Origin of the sequence: Cohnella silvisoli, assembly GCF_021190915.1 — a bacterium.
GTDB lineage: Bacteria > Bacillota > Bacilli > Paenibacillales > Paenibacillaceae > Cohnella > Cohnella silvisoli.
Genome location: NZ_JAIOAP010000003.1, coordinates 405,467 through 431,395, shown reverse-complemented (window position 1 = coordinate 431,395; position 25,929 = coordinate 405,467). Strand labels below are relative to the sequence as shown.

Annotated in this window: 20 protein-coding genes and 1 pseudogene; 1 reads left to right on the top strand and 20 read right to left on the bottom strand. The window is 46.0% G+C overall.

Annotation, left to right across the window (positions count from 1 at the left end; all coding sequences use genetic code 11):
• Positions 1–2: 2 nt before the first annotated feature.
• From K7P76_RS08610 to K7P76_RS08595, 4 genes are all read right to left on the bottom strand, one after another.
• Entirely contained in the window at positions 3–1,565 is a 1,563-nt protein-coding gene (locus K7P76_RS08610) for a glycoside hydrolase family 76 protein (protein WP_232184844.1), read from the bottom strand.
• A 31-nt stretch (positions 1,566–1,596) separates the two neighbouring features.
• Positions 1,597–3,648: an RICIN domain-containing protein gene (locus K7P76_RS08605; protein WP_232184843.1), complete on the bottom strand. Its 2,052-nt coding sequence runs from the start codon at positions 3,646–3,648 to the stop codon at positions 1,597–1,599.
• A 299-nt stretch (positions 3,649–3,947) separates the two neighbouring features.
• A complete protein-coding gene (locus K7P76_RS08600; RefSeq protein WP_232184842.1) occupies positions 3,948–5,081 on the bottom strand; it encodes a GntR family transcriptional regulator in 1,134 nt (377 codons plus the stop codon).
• Between the two features lie 74 nt (positions 5,082–5,155).
• The gene (locus K7P76_RS08595) at positions 5,156–6,598 is read right to left on the bottom strand and encodes a nicotinate phosphoribosyltransferase (protein ID WP_232184841.1); all 1,443 of its coding nucleotides are present in this window, start codon (positions 6,596–6,598) and stop codon (positions 5,156–5,158) included.
• A gap of 152 nt (positions 6,599–6,750) precedes the next feature.
• Between K7P76_RS08595 and K7P76_RS08590 the strand changes: the two genes are divergently transcribed.
• Positions 6,751–7,548 (top strand): SDR family NAD(P)-dependent oxidoreductase, encoded by a 798-nt coding sequence (locus tag K7P76_RS08590; RefSeq protein WP_232184840.1) that lies wholly within the window; start codon positions 6,751–6,753, stop codon positions 7,546–7,548.
• A 495-nt stretch (positions 7,549–8,043) separates the two neighbouring features.
• Here K7P76_RS08590 and K7P76_RS08585 read toward each other — a convergent pair whose 3' ends face one another.
• The 16 genes and pseudogenes from K7P76_RS08585 to K7P76_RS08510 form a co-directional block, all read right to left on the bottom strand.
• Positions 8,044–8,634 (bottom strand): dihydrofolate reductase family protein, encoded by a 591-nt coding sequence (locus K7P76_RS08585; RefSeq protein ID WP_232184839.1) that lies wholly within the window; start codon positions 8,632–8,634, stop codon positions 8,044–8,046.
• A 23-nt stretch (positions 8,635–8,657) separates the two neighbouring features.
• Positions 8,658–9,101, bottom strand: a complete 444-nt coding sequence (locus K7P76_RS08580; RefSeq protein WP_232184838.1) for an SRPBCC family protein — start codon at positions 9,099–9,101, stop codon at positions 8,658–8,660.
• A gap of 23 nt (positions 9,102–9,124) precedes the next feature.
• Positions 9,125–9,603, bottom strand: a pseudogene (locus K7P76_RS08575) (MerR family transcriptional regulator).
• Positions 9,604–9,722: 119 nt separating this feature from the next.
• Positions 9,723–10,091, bottom strand: a complete 369-nt coding sequence (locus tag K7P76_RS08570; protein ID WP_232184837.1) for a helix-turn-helix domain-containing protein — start codon at positions 10,089–10,091, stop codon at positions 9,723–9,725.
• Between the two features lie 85 nt (positions 10,092–10,176).
• Complete coding sequence (locus tag K7P76_RS08565; protein ID WP_309244744.1) at positions 10,177–11,178, bottom strand: phosphotransferase; 1,002 nt, start codon at positions 11,176–11,178, stop codon at positions 10,177–10,179.
• Positions 11,179–11,195: 17 nt separating this feature from the next.
• Positions 11,196–12,467, bottom strand: coding sequence for a stalk domain-containing protein (locus K7P76_RS08560; RefSeq protein ID WP_232184834.1), 1,272 nt, complete (start codon positions 12,465–12,467; stop codon positions 11,196–11,198).
• Positions 12,468–12,600: 133 nt separating this feature from the next.
• Positions 12,601–13,422 (bottom strand): VanW family protein, encoded by an 822-nt coding sequence (locus K7P76_RS08555; RefSeq protein ID WP_232184833.1) that lies wholly within the window; start codon positions 13,420–13,422, stop codon positions 12,601–12,603.
• Positions 13,419–14,006, bottom strand: coding sequence for a GNAT family N-acetyltransferase (locus K7P76_RS08550; protein WP_232184832.1), 588 nt, complete (start codon positions 14,004–14,006; stop codon positions 13,419–13,421). The genes K7P76_RS08555 and K7P76_RS08550 overlap by 4 nt, the downstream gene beginning before the upstream one ends.
• Before the next feature lies 1 nt (position 14,007).
• Positions 14,008–14,640 (bottom strand): HD domain-containing protein, encoded by a 633-nt coding sequence (locus K7P76_RS08545; RefSeq protein ID WP_232184831.1) that lies wholly within the window; start codon positions 14,638–14,640, stop codon positions 14,008–14,010.
• A 403-nt stretch (positions 14,641–15,043) separates the two neighbouring features.
• Complete coding sequence (locus K7P76_RS08540) at positions 15,044–15,208, bottom strand: hypothetical protein (protein ID WP_232184830.1); 165 nt, start codon at positions 15,206–15,208, stop codon at positions 15,044–15,046.
• Positions 15,209–15,927: 719 nt separating this feature from the next.
• Positions 15,928–19,158 carry a glycoside hydrolase domain-containing protein gene (locus tag K7P76_RS08535; protein ID WP_232184829.1) on the bottom strand — a complete coding sequence of 1,077 codons (3,231 nt, stop codon included), beginning with the start codon at positions 19,156–19,158 and terminating at the stop codon, positions 15,928–15,930.
• Positions 19,159–19,433: 275 nt separating this feature from the next.
• Complete coding sequence (locus K7P76_RS08530; RefSeq protein WP_232184828.1) at positions 19,434–20,567, bottom strand: Gfo/Idh/MocA family protein; 1,134 nt, start codon at positions 20,565–20,567, stop codon at positions 19,434–19,436.
• 58 nt (positions 20,568–20,625) lie between these two features.
• Complete coding sequence (locus tag K7P76_RS08525) at positions 20,626–21,486, bottom strand: carbohydrate ABC transporter permease (RefSeq protein WP_232184827.1); 861 nt, start codon at positions 21,484–21,486, stop codon at positions 20,626–20,628.
• A gap of 20 nt (positions 21,487–21,506) precedes the next feature.
• Positions 21,507–22,421: a carbohydrate ABC transporter permease gene (locus tag K7P76_RS08520; RefSeq protein WP_232184825.1), complete on the bottom strand. Its 915-nt coding sequence runs from the start codon at positions 22,419–22,421 to the stop codon at positions 21,507–21,509.
• Between the two features lie 156 nt (positions 22,422–22,577).
• Positions 22,578–23,915, bottom strand: coding sequence for an ABC transporter substrate-binding protein (locus tag K7P76_RS08515; RefSeq protein WP_232184823.1), 1,338 nt, complete (start codon positions 23,913–23,915; stop codon positions 22,578–22,580).
• A gap of 249 nt (positions 23,916–24,164) precedes the next feature.
• The gene (locus K7P76_RS08510; protein WP_232184821.1) at positions 24,165–25,151 is read right to left on the bottom strand and encodes a LacI family DNA-binding transcriptional regulator; all 987 of its coding nucleotides are present in this window, start codon (positions 25,149–25,151) and stop codon (positions 24,165–24,167) included.
• Positions 25,152–25,929: the final 778 nt, after the last annotated feature.

Sequence of the window (25,929 nt, the reverse complement as noted above, 5' to 3'; positions counted from 1 at the left end):
CATTACAACCCGCTAAGCAAATCGACATTGAGGTAATTCGAATTCCCCTTGGAGCTGTCATAACCTAATTGGATCGTATTGGACCCTGCATTAAGCGGCACGGAAACCGTTACTGTGCTAAAGGTTCCCCAGCCGGAAGTTGAGGCGAAGACCAGATTGTTAGAGACAAATACGCCGTTCACCTTCACATAACGCGATGCGTTGCCGGCGCCCGCGGCATAATGGAATGAAATCGTTTTAGTGCTTGCAGAATTCTGGTTGACATAAAAATCAAGGGAAGTATTATTCGTATTCCAACCCGCAACGTATCCTCTACCCGTAAAACCCGCATACGTGCTTTCGTTGACCATGCCGCTTCCGCTGACCAAAGTTCTCCGCGCATTTTCAGCCTCATAGGCTCCATTTCCGGCGATATACCCCGTATAATTGTCTGCCGGAACAAGTTGCAAAATGGAGGCGCCTGCCGCTGCCGTGAGACTTTGCACGTAACCGGAGCCTGTTGGACGAAGCCAATCGCTGCCTATAATATTATCGCTCGTGCGGCGATGATTCCATGCTTGCGTCGCATTCTGCTGAAGAAAGCTCAAGTATTGCGATTGCCCGCCCTGAACCCGCAAACGATTCAAGTTACGGGCAAATACCATTTTAAACCCTGCTGCATCGTTTTCTCCTTCGTACATCAAGGATTGTGCCGACACCATTTTATCGATGACGTATTGTGCGGCGTTGTTGGCGTCCGTGAGATAAGAACTGCTTCCGGTCGCCTGGTAGAGGGATACTGCCGCTCCGAGGAAAGTCCCGTAGTTGTAAGTGAAATCCCAATCTTTGACGATTCCGGCGCCCGTACCTTCCATATGATCGTTGACCTTGCTTCCGCTAGTCAATTTCAATTTCGTCCAATCGTAAATTTGGGTTGCTTTCGTCAGGTAAGCGGTATTGTTATAGGCGTAGCGCAGCTTGATTGCCGTCATGACCATAGGCGCGTTCGTAGCCATATTTTTCTGGGCATTGGCCGAGACGTTCGGATTGTGCGCATCTCTTCTCCACCATATGCCGCCGTTGTAATAGCTCGTATCCCATTCCGAATAGATTTGGTCGAACAAGAACGAGCCTCGATTCAAATACTCCACCGTTCCCGTCAGCTCGTAAGCTCTCAGGCAAGCTAATGCCCACCAGCCCAAATCGTCATTGAATACATTGGCCATCATATTGGTATATTTCGCATTAAAGCCTGTGTAAATGTCGTCAATCATGGTGCGATAGGTTGGGCTGCTCGTGCGTTCATAGGCGTCCATGACCGTTTCCCAGAGTTGAGCTTCCCACCAAAAGTCGGTATACAAGCCTCCATTCGGACCGTACGCATGTTCCGGATGAATCAGATGATCGCTGTTGGTATAGAAGTATTTGGCGGAAGCATCATAAAACGTATTAACGAATGCGGTCATGGCCGTATCGGCGTTGGAAGTCGTGAAGGCTTCGGCCTTTTGATTCGGAGCGGGCATAAATAGAGACACGGTGAGCAAACAAGCAAGCGCGAATGCAATTGGCTTTTTCCATGTTAACATCTTCATTTCCCCTCTCATTTGTCGAAAATAGTTACTGGGATACTTTCAGGCTATCGAGATTCAGCCAGTTCGTGCTGCCCTTTGCGACGTCGTAAATGAGTGAAATGGTGTTGATGCCGGTGTTTAATGGGACATTCGGAATAGTGACCGTACTATACGTATCCCAGTTGCTTGTTCCGTTAAATGTCACATTGTTAACGATCCCGGATCCGTTCACGTAGAGGTAACGTCCTGCCGTACCAGCCCCGCCCGCATAACGGAAAGTCAGATTATAGTTCCCAGCTGCATTCGCGATCACGTTGAAATCTACCCATTGCCCACCCGCATTCCATCCGGCCAAATATCCTGTACCTGTATATCCGAAGTGCGTTGATTCGGTTGAGAGGGAGTGAAGTACGCCCGCCTCTGCCTCGTAAGTGATGTCAGTCTCGATCAATTGGAAAGTCATACTATCCGTCGGGGCATAGGTCCATTGAATCAAGCCGCCGCCGCTGATTAACGAGTTACCCGATACATTCAATGATTTGCCCGAGAGTTTATTGAGCAATTTATAATACCCTTGGCCGAGTCCTTGAATTTGCCACTGATCATTGCCGGTTGAGCCCAAATCCCATTGCAGAACCTTTGCCCCGTCGTCTGGAGATGCATTCTCGACGGACAGTGCCTTTCCGCTTTTTACGTTGATGATTTTATAGAAACCTCCGGGAGTTGCAGTTATTATCCATTTATCGTTTTGCGCAATTCCGTAATCCCATTGTAAAACATAAGCCCCGTTAGACATTGAAGCCCCATCAACGGCTGCCGACAACCCGGTTGATTTCGGTATGATCCTGTACGTTTTACCGGAAACGATGGGACCTGTCGTTGCTTCCGTGCCGGTCAGCTTCAACATAACAGAACCGTGCGATGGAACATTCACCGTATAGCTGTTGGAGAAGGATCCTAAGTTTATTTTCTGCCACAAATCGCGTACCGCTACGCTTGACCCTAGCCCCAAGCTAGCAAAATTCACTGTGATATTGGAAGCCGCATCCTTTCGATTAAGAAGTACGACCGCACGGGTACCCGCTGTCTGCAATATTTTGGAATAGACCTGGAGTCCGCCCAAATCGCTAACCAATACCCCTTGTTTGCCTAGCGAATCTTGATCCACTGCGATGACTTCGCTATTCATCAACGTGTCTTTGGTGTATTGGTTCATGCTGGCAAGGTTATTCCCGGCAATGAGCGGCGCGGCCATGATCGCCCACATGGAGTAGTGCGAACGATATTCCGTATCCGTCATCCCCCCTCCGAACACCGCACCCGTTCCATAATTGCCTACCATCAGCATGTCCGGGTCATTCCAACTGCCGGGACCCGCAAAATTCGCCAGCGGAACATTCTGATCGATAATCCAAGTTACTCTCTGCCAATAATCGAATATATCATCCGTTGTTCTCCACATATTTCCCGTGGCTGGACCCCATATCCAAGGTTTATTGATCCCCCAGTTGCAAATGCTGAACAATATGCTGCGGCCTGAATTGGCCATCGCATCTCGAATGATCGTATATCGTGTCTGCGGATCCATCCCCCCGTTGTCGCACCAATCTACCTTGACATAGTCTACTCCCCAAGAGGCGAACTTATTGGCATCCTGCACTTCGTGACTGTAAATGCCGGGTCTGCCTGCGCAAGTCGTAAATCCTGCGTCAGTGTACAGTCCGAACTTTAAGCCCTTGCCGTGAACATAATCCGCAAGCGCTTTCATCCCACTCGGAAATTTAACCGGATCTGCGATAATATCCCCATTGGCGTCGCGGCCCGTTTGCCAACAATCGTCAATGACCACATAATCGTATCCTGCGGCTTTCATACCGCTGCTGACCATTGCATCCGCCGCTTGTTTGATTTTTACCTCATCCACATTGCAAGCGTAGAAGTTCCAGCTATTCCATCCCATCGGCGGCGTTAAAGCTAAACCATTGCTTAAGGCAGAAGCTTGTTGATGAAAGCTGGACATCGTTATAGGCAAAGCGATTAATAGCGCCAAAAATATTTGAAACAAAAAGTTCTTCTTTTTTTGAGCTGCCGCTTCCATAACATCATACCTCCACAAAATAGATTATTTACTCACTGTGAAAGCGTTTGCTTTTTATGGTTTCTCTGAAAATAATTATTCACATCAGTAACCTCCTATCATTCTTCAGTCCATTCCATAACGATTATCATAGATTGTTCATCCTATCCCTCCTAGTAATTTTTGTAAATCTCTTACAGTTAATATATTATATCTGTATAATTAGTATGTCAACATATAACAATTGGGTTTGAATGTTTTTATTCATAAAAAAAATTACCGCTGATAAACCAGCGGTAATTTTCTACTTAACTTTGGCATTATGATAATAGGGTTGATTGTCCCAGTACGATTTCGTGAGGCACAATGTTGTATAATGGCGATTCTTCGTTTTTCCACATGCTTATCAGTTTTGTTACTGCCATTAGCCCCATTTCTCGTTCGTTCTGGCGGACGTGAGTAAATAAATATTGTCCGTATGGCTGACTGATAGAATCGAAGCAGACAATCTGGTAATCTTCGGGTATCCGTTTCCCCATCGATAAGAGAACTTCTCTTAAAATAAGTGCAATGTTGTATTCTGATGCTACAAAAGCGGTTAGCTCCGGATTCATTTCAACAAACCGCCGAATCGTCTCGATATCTACTTGTACTTTCGGAGTATCAAACGACTGGGGCAGCGAACTGTACAAGTTCGTCATGATTTGATCGGGTTTCGGTGTCCACCCCTTCTGGATGCACGCGTCGGTGAAGCCTAGCAGCCTATCTTCAATGGTCGACGTGTTTTCCGCCGGCGCCGAGAGGAAGCCCACCTGCTTTACGCCTTTCTCCAGCAGAACATTAGTTACTTCGAACGCCGCTTTCCTATTGTCAATAAACACCGCAGTAGCTGCGATACCCTTCAAATATCTATCGACGAACACAAGCGGGAAGCCGTCTACGACAAGTCTAAGCAATTCGGAATTATAGTGCTCCCCGTGAACCGGAAAAACAATAATCCCATCGACGCCTAATCTGACAAACGAGCGTATAGCGGCTTCTTCTTCCTCTCGTTTGTCATATGTCAGTTTCAACATGATCCGGCAGCCGTTCTTAGAACACTGCTCTTCGATGCCCCGAAGCAATGCAGCGCCGAAAGAATCCGAAAAATCCGGTACAATCACGCCAATGGTTCGCCACTCTTCGTTCGCCTCAGAGCTATCTGATTGCCGTTGCATCCTGATTTCCTGCATATCCGGAAGTGTCTCGGCAACAAAGGATCCTTTTCCTTGAATCCTCTCGACTAATCTATATTGAGACAATAACTCCAATGCCTTTTTGGAAGTAATGCGGCTAACGTTGAACTGATCCGCCAGCTCTTTCTCTGAGGGCACGCGTTCACCCTTCTTTAAGCTGCCCCCTTTTATTTTATTAAATAGATCGTTGAATATTTGTTCGTATAGTGGAATATCCATCGTTAACCATCCTCACGACGTAATCTTGATATATCAACTATACAATTTAATAATCACTATATCAAATCTACGGCTCAGTTCTGATATTTGCGGATTAAATCCATCTTCAACTCCCACGCTGATTCGCTTAAGTTGACGCGATAAGATTCCGGATTCAGCTTGCGAAGATATTGCGGCCAGAAAAGGTTCAGCTGACGTTCGTGATACTCGCGAATTTGTTCAAGCTGCGGCAATGCGTAGACGCACTCGCCGTCCACATAAATCGGCTTAAGCAGGGGCTCCGCATGATAATACTCAATATGTTTGAAAATGTAAGGATGAACGGGATCGAACAGCTTGATTCGTTTCCCTTCCTTAACGGTCTCATCATCTTTTAGAGTCAAATAATCCGCTTCTGCCTTGCCTGTCTGCGTGTTCACGATTCGGTAAACTTCCTTAAAGCCGGGCGTCGATATTTTCTCCGGATTACCCGAAATCTTAATAACGGGGACGTATTCGCCGTTCTTCTCTCTCGCGACTAGCTTATATACGCCACCGAGCGCGGGTTGGTCAGCGGCAGTAATAAGCTGCGTTCCAATGCCCCAGATGTCGATCTTCGCACCTTGCCCCTTAAGGCTGAAAATAATATTTTCATCAAGATCGTTAGAAGCGACGATTTTCACATAGGGGAAACCGGCGTCGTCCAGCATCTCCCTAGCGCGTTGCGACAAATACGCCAAATCCCCGCTGTCTAAGCGAATCCCTTTCATTCTTTTCCCTTGCGCCTCTAAGATGCGAGCAATCTTAATGGCATTAATTACCCCGCTCTTCAATGTGTTATAGGTATCTACCAGTAAAGTTACGTGATCGGGAAGCGCTTCGGCATATTGCCTGAAAGCCTCCTCTTCCGTATCATGACCTTGAACCCAGGAGTGGGCATGCGTTCCTGAAGTGGGAATCCCGAAAAGCATTCCCGCCCTCATGTTGGAGGTTGCGTGAAATCCCGCGATGTAAGTCGCCCTTGCTCCCCATATCGCCGCTTCCGCCTCCTGTGCCCGTCTCGTACCGAATTCAAGAAGCGTGTCATTAGGCGCCACTTGTTTAATTCGAGCTGCTTTCGTAGCAATGAGCGTCTGGTAGTTCATGAAGTTCAAGATGGCTGTCTCGACAAGCTGCGCTTCGAACACGCTGGCTTCCACGCGGACCAGCGGCTCATTCGCGAACACCAGCGTTCCTTCTTCCACGGCGTACAAGTTCCCCGTAAAACGGAAGCGCCGAAGCTCATCAAGGAATCCTTCCCTGTAGTTTTCTTCTTGCGTGCGCAAGTACGCGATCTCCTCGTCGCCGAATCGCAAGTCCCGAATGTAGCGGACGATGCGTTCCAGCCCGGCGAACACCGCGAACCCGTTGCCGAACGGCAGCTTGCGGAAGTAAGCCTCGAACACCGCCTTTTCGTTCATCGTCCCTTGCACCCAATGAGCGTACATCATATTGATTTGGTATTTATCCGTATGAAGCGTCAAATTATCGTAGCTCATCTCGTTCACCTCGGTTATATGTCAATAGCAGTATGTAGCTGTTTCGCAAGACTAATCCCTTCATCGCTTTGTCGAATCCAAAAGTTAGCAATCGATAAGAAACCACGAAATAGGTTAGATGCTATGATAGCGCTAGAGGAGGTGAAAATAATATGCTGCTTAAGAACAAGAACGCCGTGATTTACGGAGGGGGTGGAGCGATCGGCGGTGCGGTTGCCCGTGCTTTCGCCCGCGAAGGGGCGAAGGTGTTCCTAGCCGGTCGAACCCTTGCCAAACTCGACGAGGTCGCGGCGGACATCTCCGCCGCAGGGGGATTTGCCGAAACCGCCCAAGTCGATGCTCTTGATGAGAAATCAGTCGAGAAACATGTCGATTCCGTGGCTGCAAAGGTGGGTGGCATCGACATCGCTTTAAACGCTGTCGGAATTAATCACGTTCAAGGCACGCCTATAGCGGAACTTTCCCTCGAGGACTACGAGCTTCCGATTACCGTATACACACGGACCAATTTTATCACTGCGAAGGCAGTGGCCCGGCACATGACGAACAATGGCTCGGGCGTTATCCTCACGCTCTCGACGCCAGCGTCGCGAATGCCGGGACCAGGGTACATGGGACACAGCGTCGCTTGTGCGGGGATCGAAGCATTTACCCGCCATCTGGCAGGCGAGCTCGCACCGAGCGGTATCCGCGTGATCTGCCTCAGGTCTCATATGATTCCCGAGGCGACGACGTTGGGCTCACACAGCCGGGACATCTTCGGCTTCGTTGCTGAGCGCGTCGGCGTCACAATCGAGGAGATGATGGCGGGCGCAGCGGGTGGCACGTTGTTGAAGCGGCTTCCGACGCTTGCCGAAGTCGCGAACACGGCGGTCTTCATGGCTTCGGAACATGCCGGATCAATGACGGGCACGGTTGCCAACCTAACTAGCGGGTTCATTTTAGATTAATTGGATTGAATTGTTGGGCTAAGGTGGATGCCGCCGTTTTGAGGACGGAGGTATCCACCTTTTTTAAGTTGCTGTTTTGGCTCGTTACGCTCTTTGCGCATTCTCTAATGGTTTATCCAAATCGGTATCAATAATAACCCTAGTGAAACTGCGGTTAAACTTATTGTGGATATATTATTCAATTTTTTGTTATTTTCAGATTTATACCAACCCTTAAACTGAAAGTAATTCCGGTATAACACTAGAAATATAATCATATTCCCTAGTGCCATACTCCAATGAAAAACGGTTTCGCCAACTATCCATTGGTAGATGATTTTTTCCAAACCACCTAAAATAAGCAAAGTCAACGCAAGTAATATACATAACCGTAGCAATTCAAATATAAAGAGAACAGATTTATGCATAAGTTCTAATCGACCTCCCTACATTCTCTAAGGCTGCCGCTTTACGCAACAGCCCAATACGCTTTATTGAGTTTGGAGATAATTGCCGTTAATCCTTCTTCACCGGTTCATACGTCAGTTCCACAACACCTGAATGGAAAGTCTTTGTATTGACATGCTTTAGAGTCTTCATGTCGTTATTGTCATTAAAAAGACGTTTGCCGCTCCCCAGCACAACAGGAAATACCATGATCCGATACTCGTCAACGAGATCATATTGCATGAGCGTGTTTACGAGTTCGCAACTTCCGAGGGCCAAAATGTTCCGACCGGGCTGCTGTTTCAGCTTCAAAACTTCTTCCGCGATATTCCCTGTGATGAGGCTGGAATTCCATTTCATCTCTTGTTGAGTCTTTGTCTTTGATGCAACATATTTAGGATAGTTATTCATTCGGTCAGCAAAACCATCAGGAATGGAAAAATCCCGTATGTTATTCCTTACTGTATTCGTTTCTCCCGTTTTAGGCCAAGCTGCGGCAAAACCTTGGTAAGTTACCCGGCCTAGCAGAAGAGTGTCGCATGATTGGAGTTCCTCGAATTTGTGTTGATTCTGTTCATCCGTATTGAATGGGATTGTCCAAATTGGATCCTCCATGACACCATCCAGCGATACGAACTCGGATACAACGATTTTTCTCATCTATATATCCCTCCCGTTTATATTCAATTTGCTCGCTTCAGCTCAATGTCCAGTTTGTCCAGAAAATCATTCGCTCCGTGCATGTGATCTTCCAGCGAATCCAGGCCGTCGAGAAAAGCACACTGTTCGGTATAGATGAGTTGCGTGCCGGCGCCTTCGAACTTGAATTCCACCGTAATCACCGCAACCGATATCCGCGTCTCGCCCATGTCGATATAAAGGGTGTAGACGATACGCTTGTCCGGCACAATCTCCTGATAGTTGGCGGCGGAAGTATAGATCGTGCCTTCTGGCGAGCTCATTCGAATGATTTCCCGTCCGCCTACATGGAAGTCGAACTCTTCCGCTTTCGGGAACCAGTTGGCTTTGATAGCTGGATCTGCCCATGCGGCAAAAACCCGTGCAGGCGAGGCGTTGTAACTACGTTCGATAAAGAAAGTGTCGTGTTTTACTGAATGTTCATTCATCGATAAGTCCTCCATTCATTCGATTACTCTGGATTGTTGTCAAGATAATCGCCAAGCCGGTCAAGATTTACATTCCAACTCTCTCGCTTCTCGGCAAAAAACTTCTCATGAGTCATTCGCATCGTTCCCAATAGCTTGGTAAAATCTTCAACGGTCAAAGTTCTTTCCTTAACATCAGACTGGATACATGCTCTAATTCCCGTAAAAGCTTCTGTTGTGCGATGAGATTCTTTTTAATTCGGGCGATCTGATAAGTTACTATGTCGAACAGGCTGACATCATCACCGGCCAGAACAGAAATAATCTCATCTAGCGTTAAGCCGAGCTCCTTCAATGACAAAATTTGTTGCAGTCGTGTAATATCTGATTCGGTATAGAGCCTGCGTCCGGAATCAGAATGACCCGATGGTGAATACAAACCGATCTGATCGTAGTATTGCAGCGTTCGAACCGTCAACCCCGCTAACTGGGCAAGTTCACCAATTTTCCACCGTTGTTTCATGATCATCCCCTTTTTCTGCGCTAGCTTTCTACCGGTAACTATAGTTTACAACATTACGTTACGTCACTTTCAATAGTGTATTTATCATTTTTTGATAGTTATGAAGATTTCGAATTGGCTCATTGCAATACCGTCCCATTTACATATTCTCTTCTTTGTTCAGTTACATCTTTGATCCAATTCATTAACTCATTTTTACTGACGTAAGTCTCATTATTAATCTTAAAATATGGAAACATACTACCGGAAAATGATCCGCTATCCTTCAATATCTTTTGTTCAGCAGCAATAATAACATTCACTTGTTCCTGAGACATGTTTAGGTATGTTGCTGTTTGTTCAATGGTAAGCAGTGGCCCAATAGCTGTAATGTTAATGTCTGCCGTTTTTCCTTTCATCTGTTCATCTTTTAATAACCAACAACCCATAATGATCGAGAATCCAATGATCACGCTAGCAATTATAATTGATAACGGATTTCCTTTCATTATTACCCCTCCAATTATACGGTTCTAACAAAAAGACGCATCCACGCCGATCATAGCGAATACGTCAATGATTTATAGGAAATCACTATTTTGTCGTTAAATATTGAAAACTTAGACCCAATATCTCCCCTTCAACTTTCTCTAGCTGCCGAAGGCCGTCCAACGCATATAAAGTTTGCTCCTTTAGAACGCTTTCCCCGTCAACTCCATCCAGATAGCGCCCTAGGAAATGAAGGAATACGTCCAGAATCCGGAGTTGTACGAGCAACGGAATGGCTTCAACTTCAGCTCGTTCCAATTGCAGTTGTTCCCCAAAGCCGGAGAGAATCCCCTCAATATTGTCCAGCGCTAATTCACCAGTCAAGAACCCGGAAACGATAACCGCAAGCTCCATCACGCGTAGGTCACGGGTACAAAATTCAAAATCCAATATAGCCGCGACACATTTTCCATCCGACTCAGACTCCGATACTAGCGAGTTCGAGTAATTGATGTCCCCGTGGATAAGTTGATGAGGCAGCTCGCGAAACTGTGGCAAATAGCCGCGAAAGTTCTGTATAGCTTCACCGATCACCCGAAGTGCGGCCGATTGTCCCTGAAATTCAGTTGGAGGGTTAAAACAGAATTCCGCCACTTTACTCGGCATACATAGAGGGTGAGCGGAGTCCATCTCGTAATAGGGAGGGTACATCGGCTTGCCCTCAACCTTCAATGAGGCCAATGCAACACTTAGCTGCCCCGTCGCGGCTCCGAATGTATAGGCGATCTCCGTGCTTCCCTCCTCCGGTCTGTGGCCTTCGATGTAATGGAACAAGCAGGCCAATCGCCCGGTCCCATCTTCCAACTCTACTACAGTACTCCCATCCTCACACTTCACAGGTACGGGTACCTGAAATGGCAACGAACATTCGCTCAGCACGAGCAATATCTCATGCTCAAATTTAATTTTCTCGGCATCTTTATGAGTTTCATAGATTCTCAGTACCCACCGGCGCCCATTCGCCTCGATGAACCTCATGGTGTTATTCCACCCCGATTGTCCCTCGATGAACTTCCATTCCCCACTCCCGAAATACCTCTGTAACACTTGGTCAAAAGGCAACTTTACTCTCCTACTTTCTCGACAACACGATCTATAACATTTGCGAAATCCGGACTATAGAAGGTAAGTCTCCAGAAAGATGCACCCTTTAGTCCATACCTCTTTGCCAAACCGAGCTTATCGTCGACGGTTGCCGTCGTTTCGTTCCATAAGCTAATACCAAGGATTAGCTTGTTCTCGGGCACTCCGGCTTTAATCATCAGAGAGATGGCTTCATCAACTTTAGCGTTAGGCTCCGGAGTATGATCCGGGGTTCCCTTTGGATTGTAATCATGGGCCATAACGACCAGATCGTCTGCCAACGATGCCAACGTTTTATAATCATAGCCTTTATAAGCGCTATTCGGCGGAGGTACGGCCAATGAAAGCTTCACATTAATCGCAGCCAGCTCCTTGACAAGCGATCGAACATAATCGTTGAGCAGCTTCTGCTGACCTAGGGGATCAAGCTTTAATCCGAGTCCCTCGAAGTCTAGCAAAACACCGCCAAAGCTATTGTCGCTCGCCAATCTCACGATATTCTCAATAGAATTGTTCCGAAGCGTTTCGTCGCTCAGCATCTTCGTGAGCTCGCCTTTGCCGTCTACGGAATATACCATAAGGTATGGTTTAACGCCTTGCGCGGAGGTATCCTTGACGAGCGATTCCGGGGTGACTTCCCCTGCAGCTTCCGGCCAGTTGAAATCAGCGCCTTCTAGCGTGAGCTCCCCCTTCTCGTTAATGCGAGTCCATCCGAAAGCTACGGAATCCATCGAGGCAATTTTATCCCGCTGTGCGAACGACCCCATCGCGTAGAAAGCCCGCAAATGCATTGACTTCTTCTGAGAAACGATCGTAACCGTGTTCGCGGCGCTGTTCCACCCGACTTTAGCCCCGAACTGGGTGCCGAAGAAACTAAGCGGAATAAGCACTTGTTGGTTTACGATCAAGGGCGCCGCCAGCAACTCCACCGATTTGCCGTCTACCTCAGCCTTCTTCTGTCCGGTCCGCAGGACGACTTTCCTCGTAACTCCGCCTACTTCCCCTTGCGCACGAACGGACTTCGTCTTGCTATCCCAAATCACGTCAATACCTAATGCACGGGCAATCGATCGAAAAGGAACAAGGGTCACGTTATTCTTAATGACTGGAGAAGCCCCAAGAGGCAGAGGAACATCATCCAATACGACTTTGATTTCCCCTTTGACTGCGGCGGCGGATGATCCTATTGATACGCTGCTAATGACTGTTGCTCCTATTAAGGCAGCTAAAGCTGCTTTTCCCCACATATTCATCTCTTAATCTCCTATTCTGTATTACTAGAATAGAAGAATTATAGCAGACGTATGCCGACAAAGTAACCGACCGTAGAACTATTCCAGAGAAGGGATATATTCCCACGCCAGTGTTTTAACCTAAGTCCGGCAACTATGTGCTAGAGGTTTCATGTAATAGCGGCGAATACATCATCAACGAATGGTTCTCCGTTATCTCCTCTTCTCGTAACCATTCTCCATCGAGCGCGTAAACGTCTCGGTACAACAAGTTGTGCCGGACGTAACCGCCCCAAGGCTCGGAGGTGATCGCGTGATCCCGCTCTTTTACCTCGTAACGGTACCGTGACGGCTCTGCCGCATACCAACTCCCGCACAAATACTCCCCATCAAGACAGAGCCGCAGCTGGTAGATTACCGAAGTATGGTTAGCGATCCTTAAATCCCGATAGTTGTAGGAGCAAGTGGCTCCGCTTCCGAATGGTTGCGTGCGGCTTGCGTCAGGGAAGACGTCGTAGCTGTGGCGGTGTCTCTCGGTCACGGTCAACTCCGTATGCAGCGTCAACCAATAAATAAGGTTCGACAGCTGGCACAAGCCGCCCGCTATTCCCGTCCGCACTTCCCCGCAGAACAAAATCATCCCATCCACGTAGCCTTTAAGCCTTGTAGGTTTCCCTAGCAATCGCCAATAAGAAAATGTCTCACCCGGTCGCAACACCAAGCCGTCAAGACGCGGAATGGCTACCGATAGATTGATGATTTTGTTATGCTGCAGCCATAAGTCCGTATTGGACAGCTTTCGCAACAAAGGCGTCTTGTGCGTCATCGCCTGATGCGGGAGTGAATGCTCACTTTTCAACCGAGCAAACTTAACGCCGCCAAACATCCACTCCATATAACGCTGAGAGGTATATGCCCATTTACCAATACGCAAGCGCCACGGAGAGCGCGGGATAGGCCGAAGTTCCGGCATCATCGGGTTTCTTTCCCTTCGCCTACTCCATCACCTTGCCCATTCCGTTGCCCCTCCCAATCCGATCGCAACAATCCCATTTGGATGACATCCACGTAACGCCCGTTTTTATATTGCCGCTCCCGCAGCCTTCCTTCCTGTTGAAAACCGCAAGATAAATAGCTTCTGATCGCCCGTTCGTTGAAATCATATACTTCCAGCTCCAGCCGATTCAGATTCATCTCGAGAAAAGCGAACTTAATGAGCAGCTTCATCGCTTCCGTCCCGTACCCTAACCCGAAATACTCCGTGGACGCAATGACGATTCCGATGCGACCGACGCGATTTTTCCAATCGATGGAGTCTAAATTTACTTGTCCGATATAAGCCTCATCCGATAGATCCGCTATGACGAATCCCCGACTGTCCTGACTCCCCTCCAGAATGGAATCCAAATAGGCTTCCGTCGATTCAAGCGGGTGCGGGTATAGGAAAATATCCGATAAATAGTATACGATTTCCGGATCGTTCACCCATTGGCGCATCCAAGGCAGGTCGTCCCGACGATATTCCCGCAGCATGATTCGTTTCCCGTGCACACGTGGCATTTTATCCCTCCTCGGCTGCTGGATCGCCTAGCAAAATCCCTTGTTCCACCGATCGCTGGAGTACACCAAGGGTGAAGATCCACAGCGTGTCCGATACTTCCTTCACCGGTGCAAGCCGTTTCAACACTTGGGATTTGACAATCCCGTTCTTCTGCCAGCTTACGCCGCCCGTGTAATAATTATGAATGACCGGCTGAAGGCGATCCAGCGCGGCTGCGTACTTGGATTCGTAAGTTATCCCGTCCTCGAATTCCCGCCACAGGTCCATCCATTCTCCCCGCTGATCTTCCGGCAGAAGACCGAACAGTCGCCTAGCCGCCGCGTTCTCCCGTTCTTCCTTATCCAAATAACCTTGCGTATCATAGGCAAAAGTATCGCCGGCGTCGATCTCCACGAGATCATGGAGCAATAACATTCGGATAACCCGATTCAAATCCAAGGATCGATCATTCGCATGCTCCAGCAGCACTATGGCCATGAGAGACACATGCCAGCTATGCTCGGCGGTATTCTCGAGTCGGCTCTTGTCAATGAGAAAAGTTTTGCGGAGCACGTTTTTCAGCTTATCGATTTCTAGAAGAAACGAGATTTGCCCGGACAAACGTGCGTTATTCCATAAATCCGACTGCGACATAAATTAGAACCCCTCCGTCAATATGCACTCTGTGCGACCATTGTAACACGGACGAGTGTACGGGAGTATGCTTCGTTCCTGGCGAATGATCGATTTGCGGTTCATGGGGTAATACCAGCGTAGCTGACACTACTCGCAAACACATGGAAAAAAATGTGAGAACCCTCCGCGTCTGGAGAGTTCTTTTTATGAGTGATAAATTTACCAATTGCAGCCTGCTTGTTAAACTAACGTGACTCGGAGAAGTGGAAGCTGGTCTATAAGCGACGCACATCCATTGAGCGTTCCAACAAGCGCGAGAAAGTCGATTACCACCTCGAATCCGGCCGGCACCGCTCCACCCAAATGTGGTATATGCGCATCTATAGCATTATGATCTGCCAGCACATGGATCCCTGGTACGTCAGCCAGAAGGACGAATGGGACAAACTGAAATCCTTGTTTTTCCCCACTGCCGCCTAAATTTTAAAAAATTAACGTCTTGCAAATTGGCGGAGTCTGTCCTTTTTTGAAACTGGTTTTCACTTTCCATCCTTTCCAACGCCATTCCCCTGATTTCCTCCGCCATCTCCCCTCAACCCCCTGTCTAATCCCGAGAGGCTACATGAAAAACTCAAAATGAAAAGAACCGCCCCATGTCGCAATAACTTCTCATGATTTCGACATGGGACGCAAATCTTATTGCTTCCGGCTTAGTACAGCGAAAAGCCGAATCAATTGTTATGCTGTAATACTACATTATCAACCAATATTCTCAAGAAAAATATTCAGGGGACCCTTTAATGAAAAAACCTCTACAATTATTCCGCCAAAAATGACCCACGAAAAAAAATACGGAAGGTAAATACTTGTTTGTATACTCTTTTTCAACCAACTTTGATGAACTTCATTCAACAGGATGGCAATTATTATAGGTATCAATAAACCCAGCATAATTTTCCAGAACGAAATGGCAACTGTATTCATGAGAATTTGATAAAAATCCGGTAAATTCACGATATACTCAAAGTTTTCTACCCCCACACACTTGGATTTAAAAAAAACCAATGCAGGGTTGAACTTCTGAAAGGCCATTACAATGCCGGCCATCGGACCATAGCTATAAATCAAAGTTATAATAATACGGGGAATTAACATGACATGAGGCAGGCTCATTCAATCGGGTCTAATTAAATTTTAATGTTTACTTATGCGATGGCAGAGAGGGCAGACGAATGCATGCATTCTGCCTGCCCCTGCATCATTTACTTATCCAGGCCGTACAATGTCTAGAACTTTATCTTATTTTCACTCATTATATACAGATATCTCAATAGCCTGAATCGGTAAACTCTGGCCTGTCGTACCCGCTATCGCACCATCCAACACCCAATTTTGCCAGCCTATGTTGGTTACATACGCCCTGTATTTGACATGATAGCCAGCCGGTGCGCCTTCAAGCATAATCTTAACCGCTTCCATTCGCAAACTCTGGCCTGTTGTACCTGCAATCGCACCATCGTATACCCAGCTTTGCCAGCCTACACTCTGCACATGTGCCTGGTATTTAATATGTGCGCCTGCCGGTGGACTGGTCAACATAACTTTCAAAGCTTCCATTTGCAAGTTCTGTCCGACCGTTCCTGCAGTAGCTTCGTTATTGACCCAGCTTTGCCAGCCTATATTCTGTACATGTGCCTGGTAGATCGAACCGGTTGTGGCAAGATCAATAAAGCCGAAATTATCGATATATAGGTTGGACACCTGGCTGTTGCCGCCCCACATCCAGAACATGATCGTGCTTACGACCGACTTGTCAAAAGAAGAGGATATGTCGCTCAATGGATATGAAACATGGGTTACTTTTCCCGGTGCAAGATCTGCTGCTTTTCTGTCGCTTACCTGCCCTTTACTGTTGACGAATTTGACAAAAAACTCCTGGCTGACATTGCTGTCATTATAGACGTCCAGTTCCAATGACGAATAATGATAAACATTGCTGAAGCTTGCATCAGTGTTGATATAGAATCCCGGGAATTGGTTTGTAGCAGGTATTACCGCCTTCATCGCATTACTTCCATTTGCGACAACTTCTTTGGAGCGGCTTAATGTTACTCCGTTCTGAGCGCTAAATCTTTGAATATCAGCTGCCGATTCAAAATTGTTTATATCCGTAAGCCCGCTTTTGATGAGATATAACTTGTCCACATACAGGTTTATGGGAGCTGGATTATTGCCATCCAGCCAGAATAAAATCTGATTGATGGTCGCTTTGTTAAAGCTTGATGGCATGCTCCTCAGATCAAATGATACATGATTTTGCCCCGGCGTCAGAAATCCGATCCTTCTATCGTGAACTTGCCCGCTCGTATTGAAGAACTTTCCATAAAAATATTGCGTCGTACTGCTTTCGTTGTAGATATCCATCTCCAACGTCTTGTATTTGCGCATGTCATTTAACCCTGTATCCACGTTAAGGTAAAATCCGGGGTATTGAACAGTTGCCGGAATAACAGCTTTCAACGCATTCGTCCCCTGTGTGACATGCTGGGTTGAAAGGCTCAAAGTCACGCCATTTTGGGTGCTCAGTTTGCCCAGTTCAGTTGAATTATCAAAATTGTTGATTGAACTCGTTGAATAAAAGGTCCATATGAAACTTCTGACCATACTTACTGTATTTCCGTTTTTGGAATATTCCAACGTCATCTGGTTGAAACCGGGGACTGCGGCTACACTTGTCGTGTATTTGCTGGCATTTCCTACTGTGCCGCTTGCATTAACGACTGTACCGTTTACTTTTACTGTTGTACCCTGTTCTGCATATACTGTAATCTCTTTTTGAGCACTTGTAGTATTTGCAGTTCCAAAAACTGCAAGCGCTTTAGGATTCTTATCCAAGCTTTCAATCATCGCAGCTACTTCGTCTCTGACGCTGTCCATTACCTCTGGATTTTTGGAATAGTCGTTTACATTGCCGAACAATCTGTCATACAACGGTTGCATGATATCGTCCAGCTTTACATTTACTCCTAGCGTAGTCGCTGCAGCATTCAGTTTCTGTTCCAGGGTCCACAGATATTCGTAGTCTTCATTTCCGTCGCGTATCGCTTCCAACCTTATCGTTCCGATTGGCCCGTTAATGTTGTAAGCCGTTCCGGGATACAACAGGAATCCGTCGCCGTTCGCACCGGGGGAAAATGCCATCGGATCATTCCAGATATCTCTTGCGATGTACTGCCCATTGACATATTTTTTATAAATATTTACCGCCCAGTACAGATTTCCTTTAATCCCATACGATTTCTGCATCCATGAAATAACTCTCGCGCCTAATGTGTAATCATCAATATGGTACGATGGATAAGGATGTTGCGGTCCCACACAGCCATACCACCAGAGTTCATTACCAGGCGTCTTAAAATGTTCTGCACTCATCTTCCTGATATAATCATTTGTTAAATAATAGAAAAGAGGTGTAAATGTATTAACAGTACCCATCAATTCCTTCACCGGTTCGACAGTTACAACATGCCGCAGATTAGGATCAAGCGCCTTTATTTTATTGGAAAAGTCAATAACGGCCGGGTACATAGCCGGGTTGGGCTCGTCGATCTCGGCGCCGAGATAGTAGAATGCTTTATTATTGAGCAGACCGGCGTTTCTCAGGCCTTGAACGATTTGCGCAGCCCTGCCGTTATTGAAATCTCCTTGCGTGTATGAAATATTGTAGGAGGGAACCCTCGGATTGTTTACATATTGTGCAGCCTGTTGAATGTAAGCGTTGATATCCGTCTCAGGAATTGGGAGCTTCCCTGCAGACACGCGGTAGTCTAGCAGGTAATTATAATAGTTCTGCATCAACGTCCAGTATTGCGGACTATTCTGTACGATGCCTGGATGTCCCGCAATTAACATATCTCCCCCCCAGATCGCGAAGCTGCTCATGGAATGTGTCTCATCCGTTAGACTGAAATTCCAAACCTTCAATTCGACAGGAACAATGCTGTTTACACCATCAGCCGTAATCGTTATGTTTCCTGTATATGTGCCCGCTGGCGTCTGGCTGCTCGTCTTGAAAGTAAACCATAATCCCTGATTGCTATTGGCCGGAACACTAAGATTTGTTTTTACCTGCATGTAATTCTGGTAGGGGATCATTGCATCCGGATACCAGCCAGTTCCAAAATCCCCGGTTGACCCCGATGTTGTAACCGTAACATTAATATAATGCTGTACGTATAACTTCACGTCGCTTGCCGATATCGTATTCGCGCCCGACACCAGGTTAGAAATACTGGCTGTCACACTGTTGATTGCCGTTGAACCGGCGGTAACAATTACCTGCGCGCTTTCATATTCATTTTTAGCCATCTTGATATTTACTGAACCTTGGGAACTCGCAGGCGGTCCCTGAATTTTTGTAATCTTTACCGTATTCGGCGCCACCCATATCCTTGATGCCGGTGCTGCAGATGAACCGGTGGGTACTGCAACGAACGCCAACAACGCACATAATGCCCATATAACTATTCTCTTCATTGTCCTTACCTCCTTGATTTGTGTGAATTACGGAGAAATATGTCTTTTTTTTAAGCGCTTTCATTTGTCTTGATTAACTGTCCCGTCGGCATCGACATACGTGATCGTGAATTTGACGTAATCAAAGTACGCATCTTCCGTATAGATTGCCTTTTTTTAAAATCGCATCCTTCCTCAAGAGTATCGTTTGCGCACCATTTTCCCACCTCGCCTTCATGATTTTTTGTTCGCGTATATGAATGGTCGAAAACGCCAAATGGAGAAAAGTTTGTTAGTTAGAAATCCCAGCCTATTGCCTGGAATTGCCTTGAAATAGCTGATTCTCTTGCTTTCAAGCACATCAGCGCGCTTGTCAGTCCGTCTTCCAATGAAGATTGCGAGGACGCACCGTTTTTCATCATTCGAACGAAGTTTTCCGCCAAAGCGGCATCTCCTCCATAATGTCCTTTTCCTGCTTCGAATTCATATGTTTCTACCCGCGGTGTATGATGCATCATGACCATAATTTTACCTTTGATAAAATCGAATTCTACCGTTCCTTTATATCCGAGGAAGCGAGCCCCGCGTCTCCCAGCCTCCCTACGCGCGAAAAAATTGTGGGAATACGAAACATGCATGCCCGATTCATAGCGGATTATCGCGCTTCCCGAGTCCTCGTTTCCGGTATCTTCCGCGAAGCAGCAATACTCCCAATCTCCTTCCTCGCCGGTTTTGAAAGCTTTACTGTCGGCGCAAGTATGCTTTTCTTCGCAATCTTTGCACTTTAATTCAGCTGGTTTCGTGCCTTTAAACACTTGCTTGGAGGTCATCGCACAAACTTCTATTGGTTTATACTGCAGAACATGGTTAATGTAATCGAAATCATGAGTTGCCTTCTGTAGAAATAATCCGCCCGTGATGCTCTCGTCCCGATACCAGGATTGGAAGTAAACACTTCCATAAGGCACGTTATTTACCGCTTGAACGTGTTCCACAGTGCCGATCTTACCTGAATCGACGATTTCCTTAACCGATTTCACAATCGTTGTCATTCTCAGTGGAAATGAGACGACAACCGGGGAATGCAAATCATCATATGCCCGTTTCAAGCGAAGCAGGTCTTCCATATTTGTGGAAACAGGCTTTTCCAGAAATAAAGGAATACCTCTTGGCATAATTTTTAATGCCATTTCTGTATGCAAAGAACATCTGGTTCCGACTAGCACTCCGTCAAGCCGCTCCGCATCCAGCATTTCTTCAGTCGATGTATAGAACCGAATATCTTCTGTGCCCTGTTCCCTCATACGTGCGCTTATTGCATTATTGTTCAAATCAACGACGGCTGTCACTTGGCATGAAGGGTCCAGCTTCATTATTTCACCAATTACAGTTCGCATTCTGAGACCGTAACCTATCACACCCAGATTCAAAACAGGACCTCCTAATCAATCGTATGAACATGTATTCTGCTAACCTTTCCTTTCTTATTTATCCTTTAACCGCCCCTCCGGTTACACCAGCAATGATTTTTTTGGACAGCAGGATATACAGGATTAATGTTGGAATGAAAATCACGACAACGCCTGTAAACATACCGGGCCAGTCACCTGCATACAGAAAGGATTTCATCGTCGCGTATACGCCTACTGCAAGCGGCCGTAACGAAGAGTGGTTTGCAAAAATGAGCGCCATAAAAAACTCATTCCAAATACCGATAAAATTAAATATAGTAACGGTAATAATACCTGGCGAAGCCAGTGGCAGCATGATGACCCAAAACGTTTTTATAGGACCGCAGCCGTCTATCGCCGCCGATTCTTCAAAAGAACGAGACAAATTTGAGAAAAAAGTATGCAAAAAGAATAAAGTAAACGGTATGCCTGTAAAGATATATACAATAATTAATGTTATTCGTGAATTCAGAACTCCCAGTTGTGCAGCCAATGAAAACAAAGGCAGGATGACCATGATGCTCGGAATTCCCATTGCAACGACAAACATGCCCTGAATGAATTTGTTCCCCCTGAATTTAAACCTTGCCAACATATAAGAGGCAGGAGCGGCAATAAGCAGCATTCCTGTGATTGAAACAGAAGTATATATAATGCTGTTCAGGGTATAAGCGCCTAAGTTGTTATCTAGAAAAGCATGTTTGTAGCTTTCAAAATGGATGCCATCCCCCAGTATATTTCCCGAAAAGATGCTTTTGGTCGTCGATAACGAAGCCAAACAAACCCAGCCCACCATAATCAGTGTGAATACAACCCATATAGTTACCAAAATATAGCCAGGAAGCAACGGTAGTTCCTTCGATAGTGAGAACCTATTTAATGTTTTGTTTGTGCGCATAGCGATCCTTCTCTCCTCGCTTAATACTCCACATCATCTTCTTTAACCACGAAATTTATGATTGTAAAAACAGCAACAGCCAGAATCGTCAGAATCATACCTACGGCAGCCCCGGCGCCGGCATTTTTTTGGGACGGGTCCATTCCTATTGCATCCTGAAAAACGATATTATACATATACACCATAGGCGTTACAGTTCTTATGTTCCAGTTGATGTTTGAAAACATGAGAGACCAAGCAAAAAAACCTATGCAGCCTGTTGACCACAGAACAAGCGTAGTCCGAAATACATTGCGTATTAATGGCAGTGTAATTCGGAAAAATTTATTGAATATGCCGGCGCCTTCTATAGTAGCTGCTTCATAATAATCGGAAGGGACTTTATCCATCGCCGCCATGTAGATGAGCATAAAGTAGCCTATGCAGCCAAAGCTGTAGGCAATGGTCATGGACAAAAGCAAATGTGTGTCATCTGTCCACGCAAATTCAGCAAGTCCGGTTAATCCGAAAAAATTAAAAATGCTTCTTAACAGTCCATATTGAGAATTAAATACGTATTGCACCCACATCGTACCCATTGCTACTGCTGCAACGATATTGGGCAAATAGAGGACGGACCGAAAAAATTCTTTGAACCGCACACCGGAGTTAAGGATAACAGCAAACAATAAAGCAAAAAACATGACACCTAGCAAACCCCAGAAATAGATATATCCTATATTCTTTAGGGATTGCATAAACAACTGATTGTCCGTCAACAAGTTGATATAGTTATCAAGCTTAACGAACTTCCACTCGGAGCTGTTATCAGTAATATTCTGTACGTAGAAGAAACTCATCAATGCCGTTCTAAGAACTGGATATACGTAAATAATCAAATAGGACAGCAATGCCGGCCCCAAAAAAACAACAAACATCAATTTACTGCTTTTCATGTTAAACCTCCACAGACGCTAAACATTTTTTAGGGCAACTGGTACTTACAGGTTCTTCATGGCCGCGCCGCAACGGAGCTTGAATGAAGCAAGTATTACTGTTGTGGCGGAACATCATAATGTTCCGCCACTACAACCATTGCCTTATCTAATTACCTATTTGACATTATTCTTGCAATTGTTCACGAATTCTTCAGCCGTGATCTTTCCTGTAACCAGCTTAATATAGTTTGCGCCTACAACTGCATTTTTGTCGGCATCTTCATCCCACCCGCCGCCTTTTGTAAGCTGTGTCGTTACTTCGGCAAACACCGCTTTTGCATCTGCAAGCTCTGGAGCCCAAGTTGAATCAGTCCCCATCGCGATGCCTTTGGTCTGTTTAGAAAGCTCCGAATCAAACTTGCCTGTTACCAATGAAGCAGCAAACGCAACAGCGGCATCAGGAGCATTTGATTTGTTATTAATAACCAGACACTGCGTTCCGTATATAGCCGCTTCGCGACCTTGCACTCCGCCGTCTACTGCCGGGAAAGCGAATTCGCCCCATTGGAAATCAGCTGGTACGACTGTAGCCACTTCATTCGGTAGCCATGTTCCATTTCCAAAGTACATTGCAGCAGAGCCGTTCGCAAATTCAATCTGACCCGCCGGGAATTTGTTTGTTGCAACCTGTTTGGATATATACCCTTTTGACGCCAACTCTTCAATATCTTTAGCAGCCTTCAACACCGTCGGGTTATCCCATTCAGCGCCGGTCTTGTCCTTAACAAGCTTAGCTACGCCTTCTTGACCCAGATATCTTGAGAAATGGTACATTCTAGAAACTCCCATATAAGCATCATCAACAGTTAGAGGCGTTATTCCTGCTACTTTCAGCTTCTCGCATGCCTCCATGAACTCGGCCCATGTTTGAGGAGCGGCAGTTATTCCTGCTTTCGCGAATAAAGCCTTGTTATATGGGATTAAGTACATATAAGGCTGATAAGGCATCCCATATACGGATGTGCCGTCAGTAGCCGCAACCTGCATCGCATTGTAGAATACAGGCGCCAGAGCATCTTTCAACGCTTTCCCGTTTGTTGATGCGTAGGCTTTGGTCATGTAGTCGTCCAGCTTCAGCGCATAGCTCTCAAATCCGGATAGTGAGTTATTGTCCGAATCAAATATGTCGACTTGCTGTCCTGCGTCCAACGCCGGCTTGATCAACTTGCCGTTGTCACGGCCATTCCATTGAACCTTAATTTTGACATCCTTGTTCTCTGCCTCAAAAGCTGAAATAGCCTCTTTGATTACCGTTGCCTGAGTTTCATTCTCGTTCCACATTGACCAGTAAACCAATTCGCCCTTTAATCCCGTTTCCGTCGTTGTAGTCGCACTCTGTGTTGCGGATGGACTTGAGGCTGTCTCACCCTTTGATTTATTCGAACCGCAAGCTGCCAATGCCACTACCATGCTGATAAGCGCTATTACCGATAAAAACCGTGATCTTCTCATGTTCTTCCCCCCGTAATTTTTGATTTGTTGCGAATTTGAAACCGCTTAACATTTCCTGATTTTCTCAATTTCCCTTGTATGTACTTTTGTGACTCCTCAAATATAACCATAGTTATTTTTATTGTCAACAAAAAAATAACGAGGCGTCATTATCGACTAATCCAATGCCCCCAGGACGACAGAAAAGGCTGGATAATAGTGAAATATTGAATCATTTCACTTTTATCCAGCCTATATAATTAAGGGTCGTTATATTTTGTTTTTACAAGTTACCGTCCCCCCCTCAAACAATTCAAAGTTCGAAATATATATGGATTGGGGGGTCTCTGCCTTTTCGTTAATAATGTCAAGCAACCGCGTCACCAGCAATTCCTTTTCTTCAGGTCCGACATACATAGTTGTTAGATGAGGGACGCTCACCCGAACGATTTCTGAAATGCCCGATCCGATCAAACTGACATCATGTGGCACGTTCACACCGCTCTCTTTTAGTCGCTGCAAGGCGCCAAATTGCATAATTGTATTCACGCAAAAAACAGCTGAATAGGCAATGCCAAGAGCCTGCATGCGACTGCAGAGCTCGTAGCCATCCTCTTCTCCGCTGATCTGAATTAACGAATTATCCAGGGGAATCCTGGCTTCTTTTAACGCCTGTTTGTACCCTTCAATATTCAAGCGGTGAATCTGTAAATCCAACCGACCCGAGAACAACGCGATTTTCCTGTGACCCAGGGAAATTAGATACTTGGTTGCTTCATATGCGATTTTTTTGTCATCATTTACAATACTGTTAACATTCTCGCGCTGAATTCCGCCGTAAAAGACATACGGCACATTCGACTTCTCAATCAATTCGACCAGTTGGTCATCTATGTCGCCCGACACGATCACACCTTCGACCTCTTGGCCCTGTAAAAACTTCTGCAGCTTCTGAAGCTCCAGATAACTTGCTTTGATACTCATATAAATGACCCGATAATTATGGCGACTCGCTGACTCCTCGACTACTTTCAGATCATTAATATAACGCGGGTCATTTTCCGCACGGTTATAAATAATAAAGCACAACTTAGGACTAATCTCGCTATCTCGATAGCCCAACTCTCTCGCAGCATTTAAGATTTTGTTCTTCGTTTCTTCTGAGATTGTACTGTTAGGCGCGTTATTCAACGCAAGCGAAACCGATGTGCGCGATATACCGAGAAAATTGGCAATGTCCTTCTTCGTTACCATCATTTCTATACTTCCTCCAAAAGCGTTATAGTTAATGTCTAACTACCGTTATAATAACACTGCTTTGCAATATTAACAATTAACGAATATAGCTGGTACACGATATGAGTTATCACGAGTTATGCAGTTACAGGTAGAACATGGGAAAAGCAGAAGGCTCGCCCCAGAACATTCGAATCTCATCAAGCCACCACAATTGAATAAGCCTTGCAAATTGTACTGCCTCTGTGCCAATATCAATATAGATCATCTGAATCCCCTTGTGGGTTTTGGAGCGGATCTGACAACGAGTATGGAAGAGGCAGTTGACCATTTCGCCGGGGTGCAGCCATCACCATCATTCGTTTTTTCTTTGATTGTCTCCCATTACGCATAACCAAGTAACGTATCGGAGGCATTTCCTCCGAACGTTCGTTCCGCTCATAGAATATCAAAGCGAATGTTCCCTGGCAAGGTGATCGATATGCCGTTGTATGAAAGCAAGTCGCCAACTTGAACGAAAGAGCTTGCAGAAATTTCGGACGCCGAGGCCGATCTTCATCTTCGTCGATCAAATGCAGTAGCTACAGCGGCGAATCAAACAGCGAAAAGCACAGCCCTTGGCATCCATACTACAACCTGGGGACAACGAATTAGAGGAGTTCCAATAAAACGAGCTCTTCCGATTCGTTATCCTAGTTCACTGTCCCGCTCCATTCCGTATTGTCATATCCGACATTCATTATTTCCCACCTTTCATACTGGAATTCGGCAGGTCGAGTAGGCGGGGCCTCTCCTTTCG

Coding starts and splice junctions, on each gene's coding strand:
- K7P76_RS08595 (WP_232184841.1), bottom strand. CDS start 6,598: ATGAGCTACGATAATTTGACGCTTCATACGGATAAATACCAAATCAAT.
- K7P76_RS08550 (WP_232184832.1), bottom strand. CDS start 14,006: ATGCCACGTGTGCACGGGAAACGAATCATGCTGCGGGAATATCGTCGG.
- K7P76_RS08560 (WP_232184834.1), bottom strand. CDS start 12,467: ATGAATATGTGGGGAAAAGCAGCTTTAGCTGCCTTAATAGGAGCAACA.
- K7P76_RS08610 (WP_232184844.1), bottom strand. CDS start 1,565: ATGTTAACATGGAAAAAGCCAATTGCATTCGCGCTTGCTTGTTTGCTC.
- K7P76_RS08570 (WP_232184837.1), bottom strand. CDS start 10,091: ATGAAAGGAAATCCGTTATCAATTATAATTGCTAGCGTGATCATTGGA.
- K7P76_RS08520 (WP_232184825.1), bottom strand. CDS start 22,421: ATGAAAAGCAGTAAATTGATGTTTGTTGTTTTTTTGGGGCCGGCATTG.
- K7P76_RS08545 (WP_232184831.1), bottom strand. CDS start 14,640: ATGTCGCAGTCGGATTTATGGAATAACGCACGTTTGTCCGGGCAAATC.
- K7P76_RS08540 (WP_232184830.1), bottom strand. CDS start 15,208: ATGGCGGAGGAAATCAGGGGAATGGCGTTGGAAAGGATGGAAAGTGAA.
- K7P76_RS08525 (WP_232184827.1), bottom strand. CDS start 21,486: ATGCGCACAAACAAAACATTAAATAGGTTCTCACTATCGAAGGAACTA.
- K7P76_RS08580 (WP_232184838.1), bottom strand. CDS start 9,101: ATGAATGAACATTCAGTAAAACACGACACTTTCTTTATCGAACGTAGT.
- K7P76_RS08600 (WP_232184842.1), bottom strand. CDS start 5,081: ATGGATATTCCACTATACGAACAAATATTCAACGATCTATTTAATAAA.
- K7P76_RS08605 (WP_232184843.1), bottom strand. CDS start 3,648: ATGGAAGCGGCAGCTCAAAAAAAGAAGAACTTTTTGTTTCAAATATTT.
- K7P76_RS08555 (WP_232184833.1), bottom strand. CDS start 13,422: ATGATGCCGGAACTTCGGCCTATCCCGCGCTCTCCGTGGCGCTTGCGT.
- K7P76_RS08590 (WP_232184840.1), top strand. CDS start 6,751: ATGCTGCTTAAGAACAAGAACGCCGTGATTTACGGAGGGGGTGGAGCG.
- K7P76_RS08585 (WP_232184839.1), bottom strand. CDS start 8,634: ATGAGAAAAATCGTTGTATCCGAGTTCGTATCGCTGGATGGTGTCATG.
- K7P76_RS08535 (WP_232184829.1), bottom strand. CDS start 19,158: ATGAAGAGAATAGTTATATGGGCATTATGTGCGTTGTTGGCGTTCGTT.
- K7P76_RS08510 (WP_232184821.1), bottom strand. CDS start 25,151: ATGATGGTAACGAAGAAGGACATTGCCAATTTTCTCGGTATATCGCGC.
- K7P76_RS08515 (WP_232184823.1), bottom strand. CDS start 23,915: ATGAGAAGATCACGGTTTTTATCGGTAATAGCGCTTATCAGCATGGTA.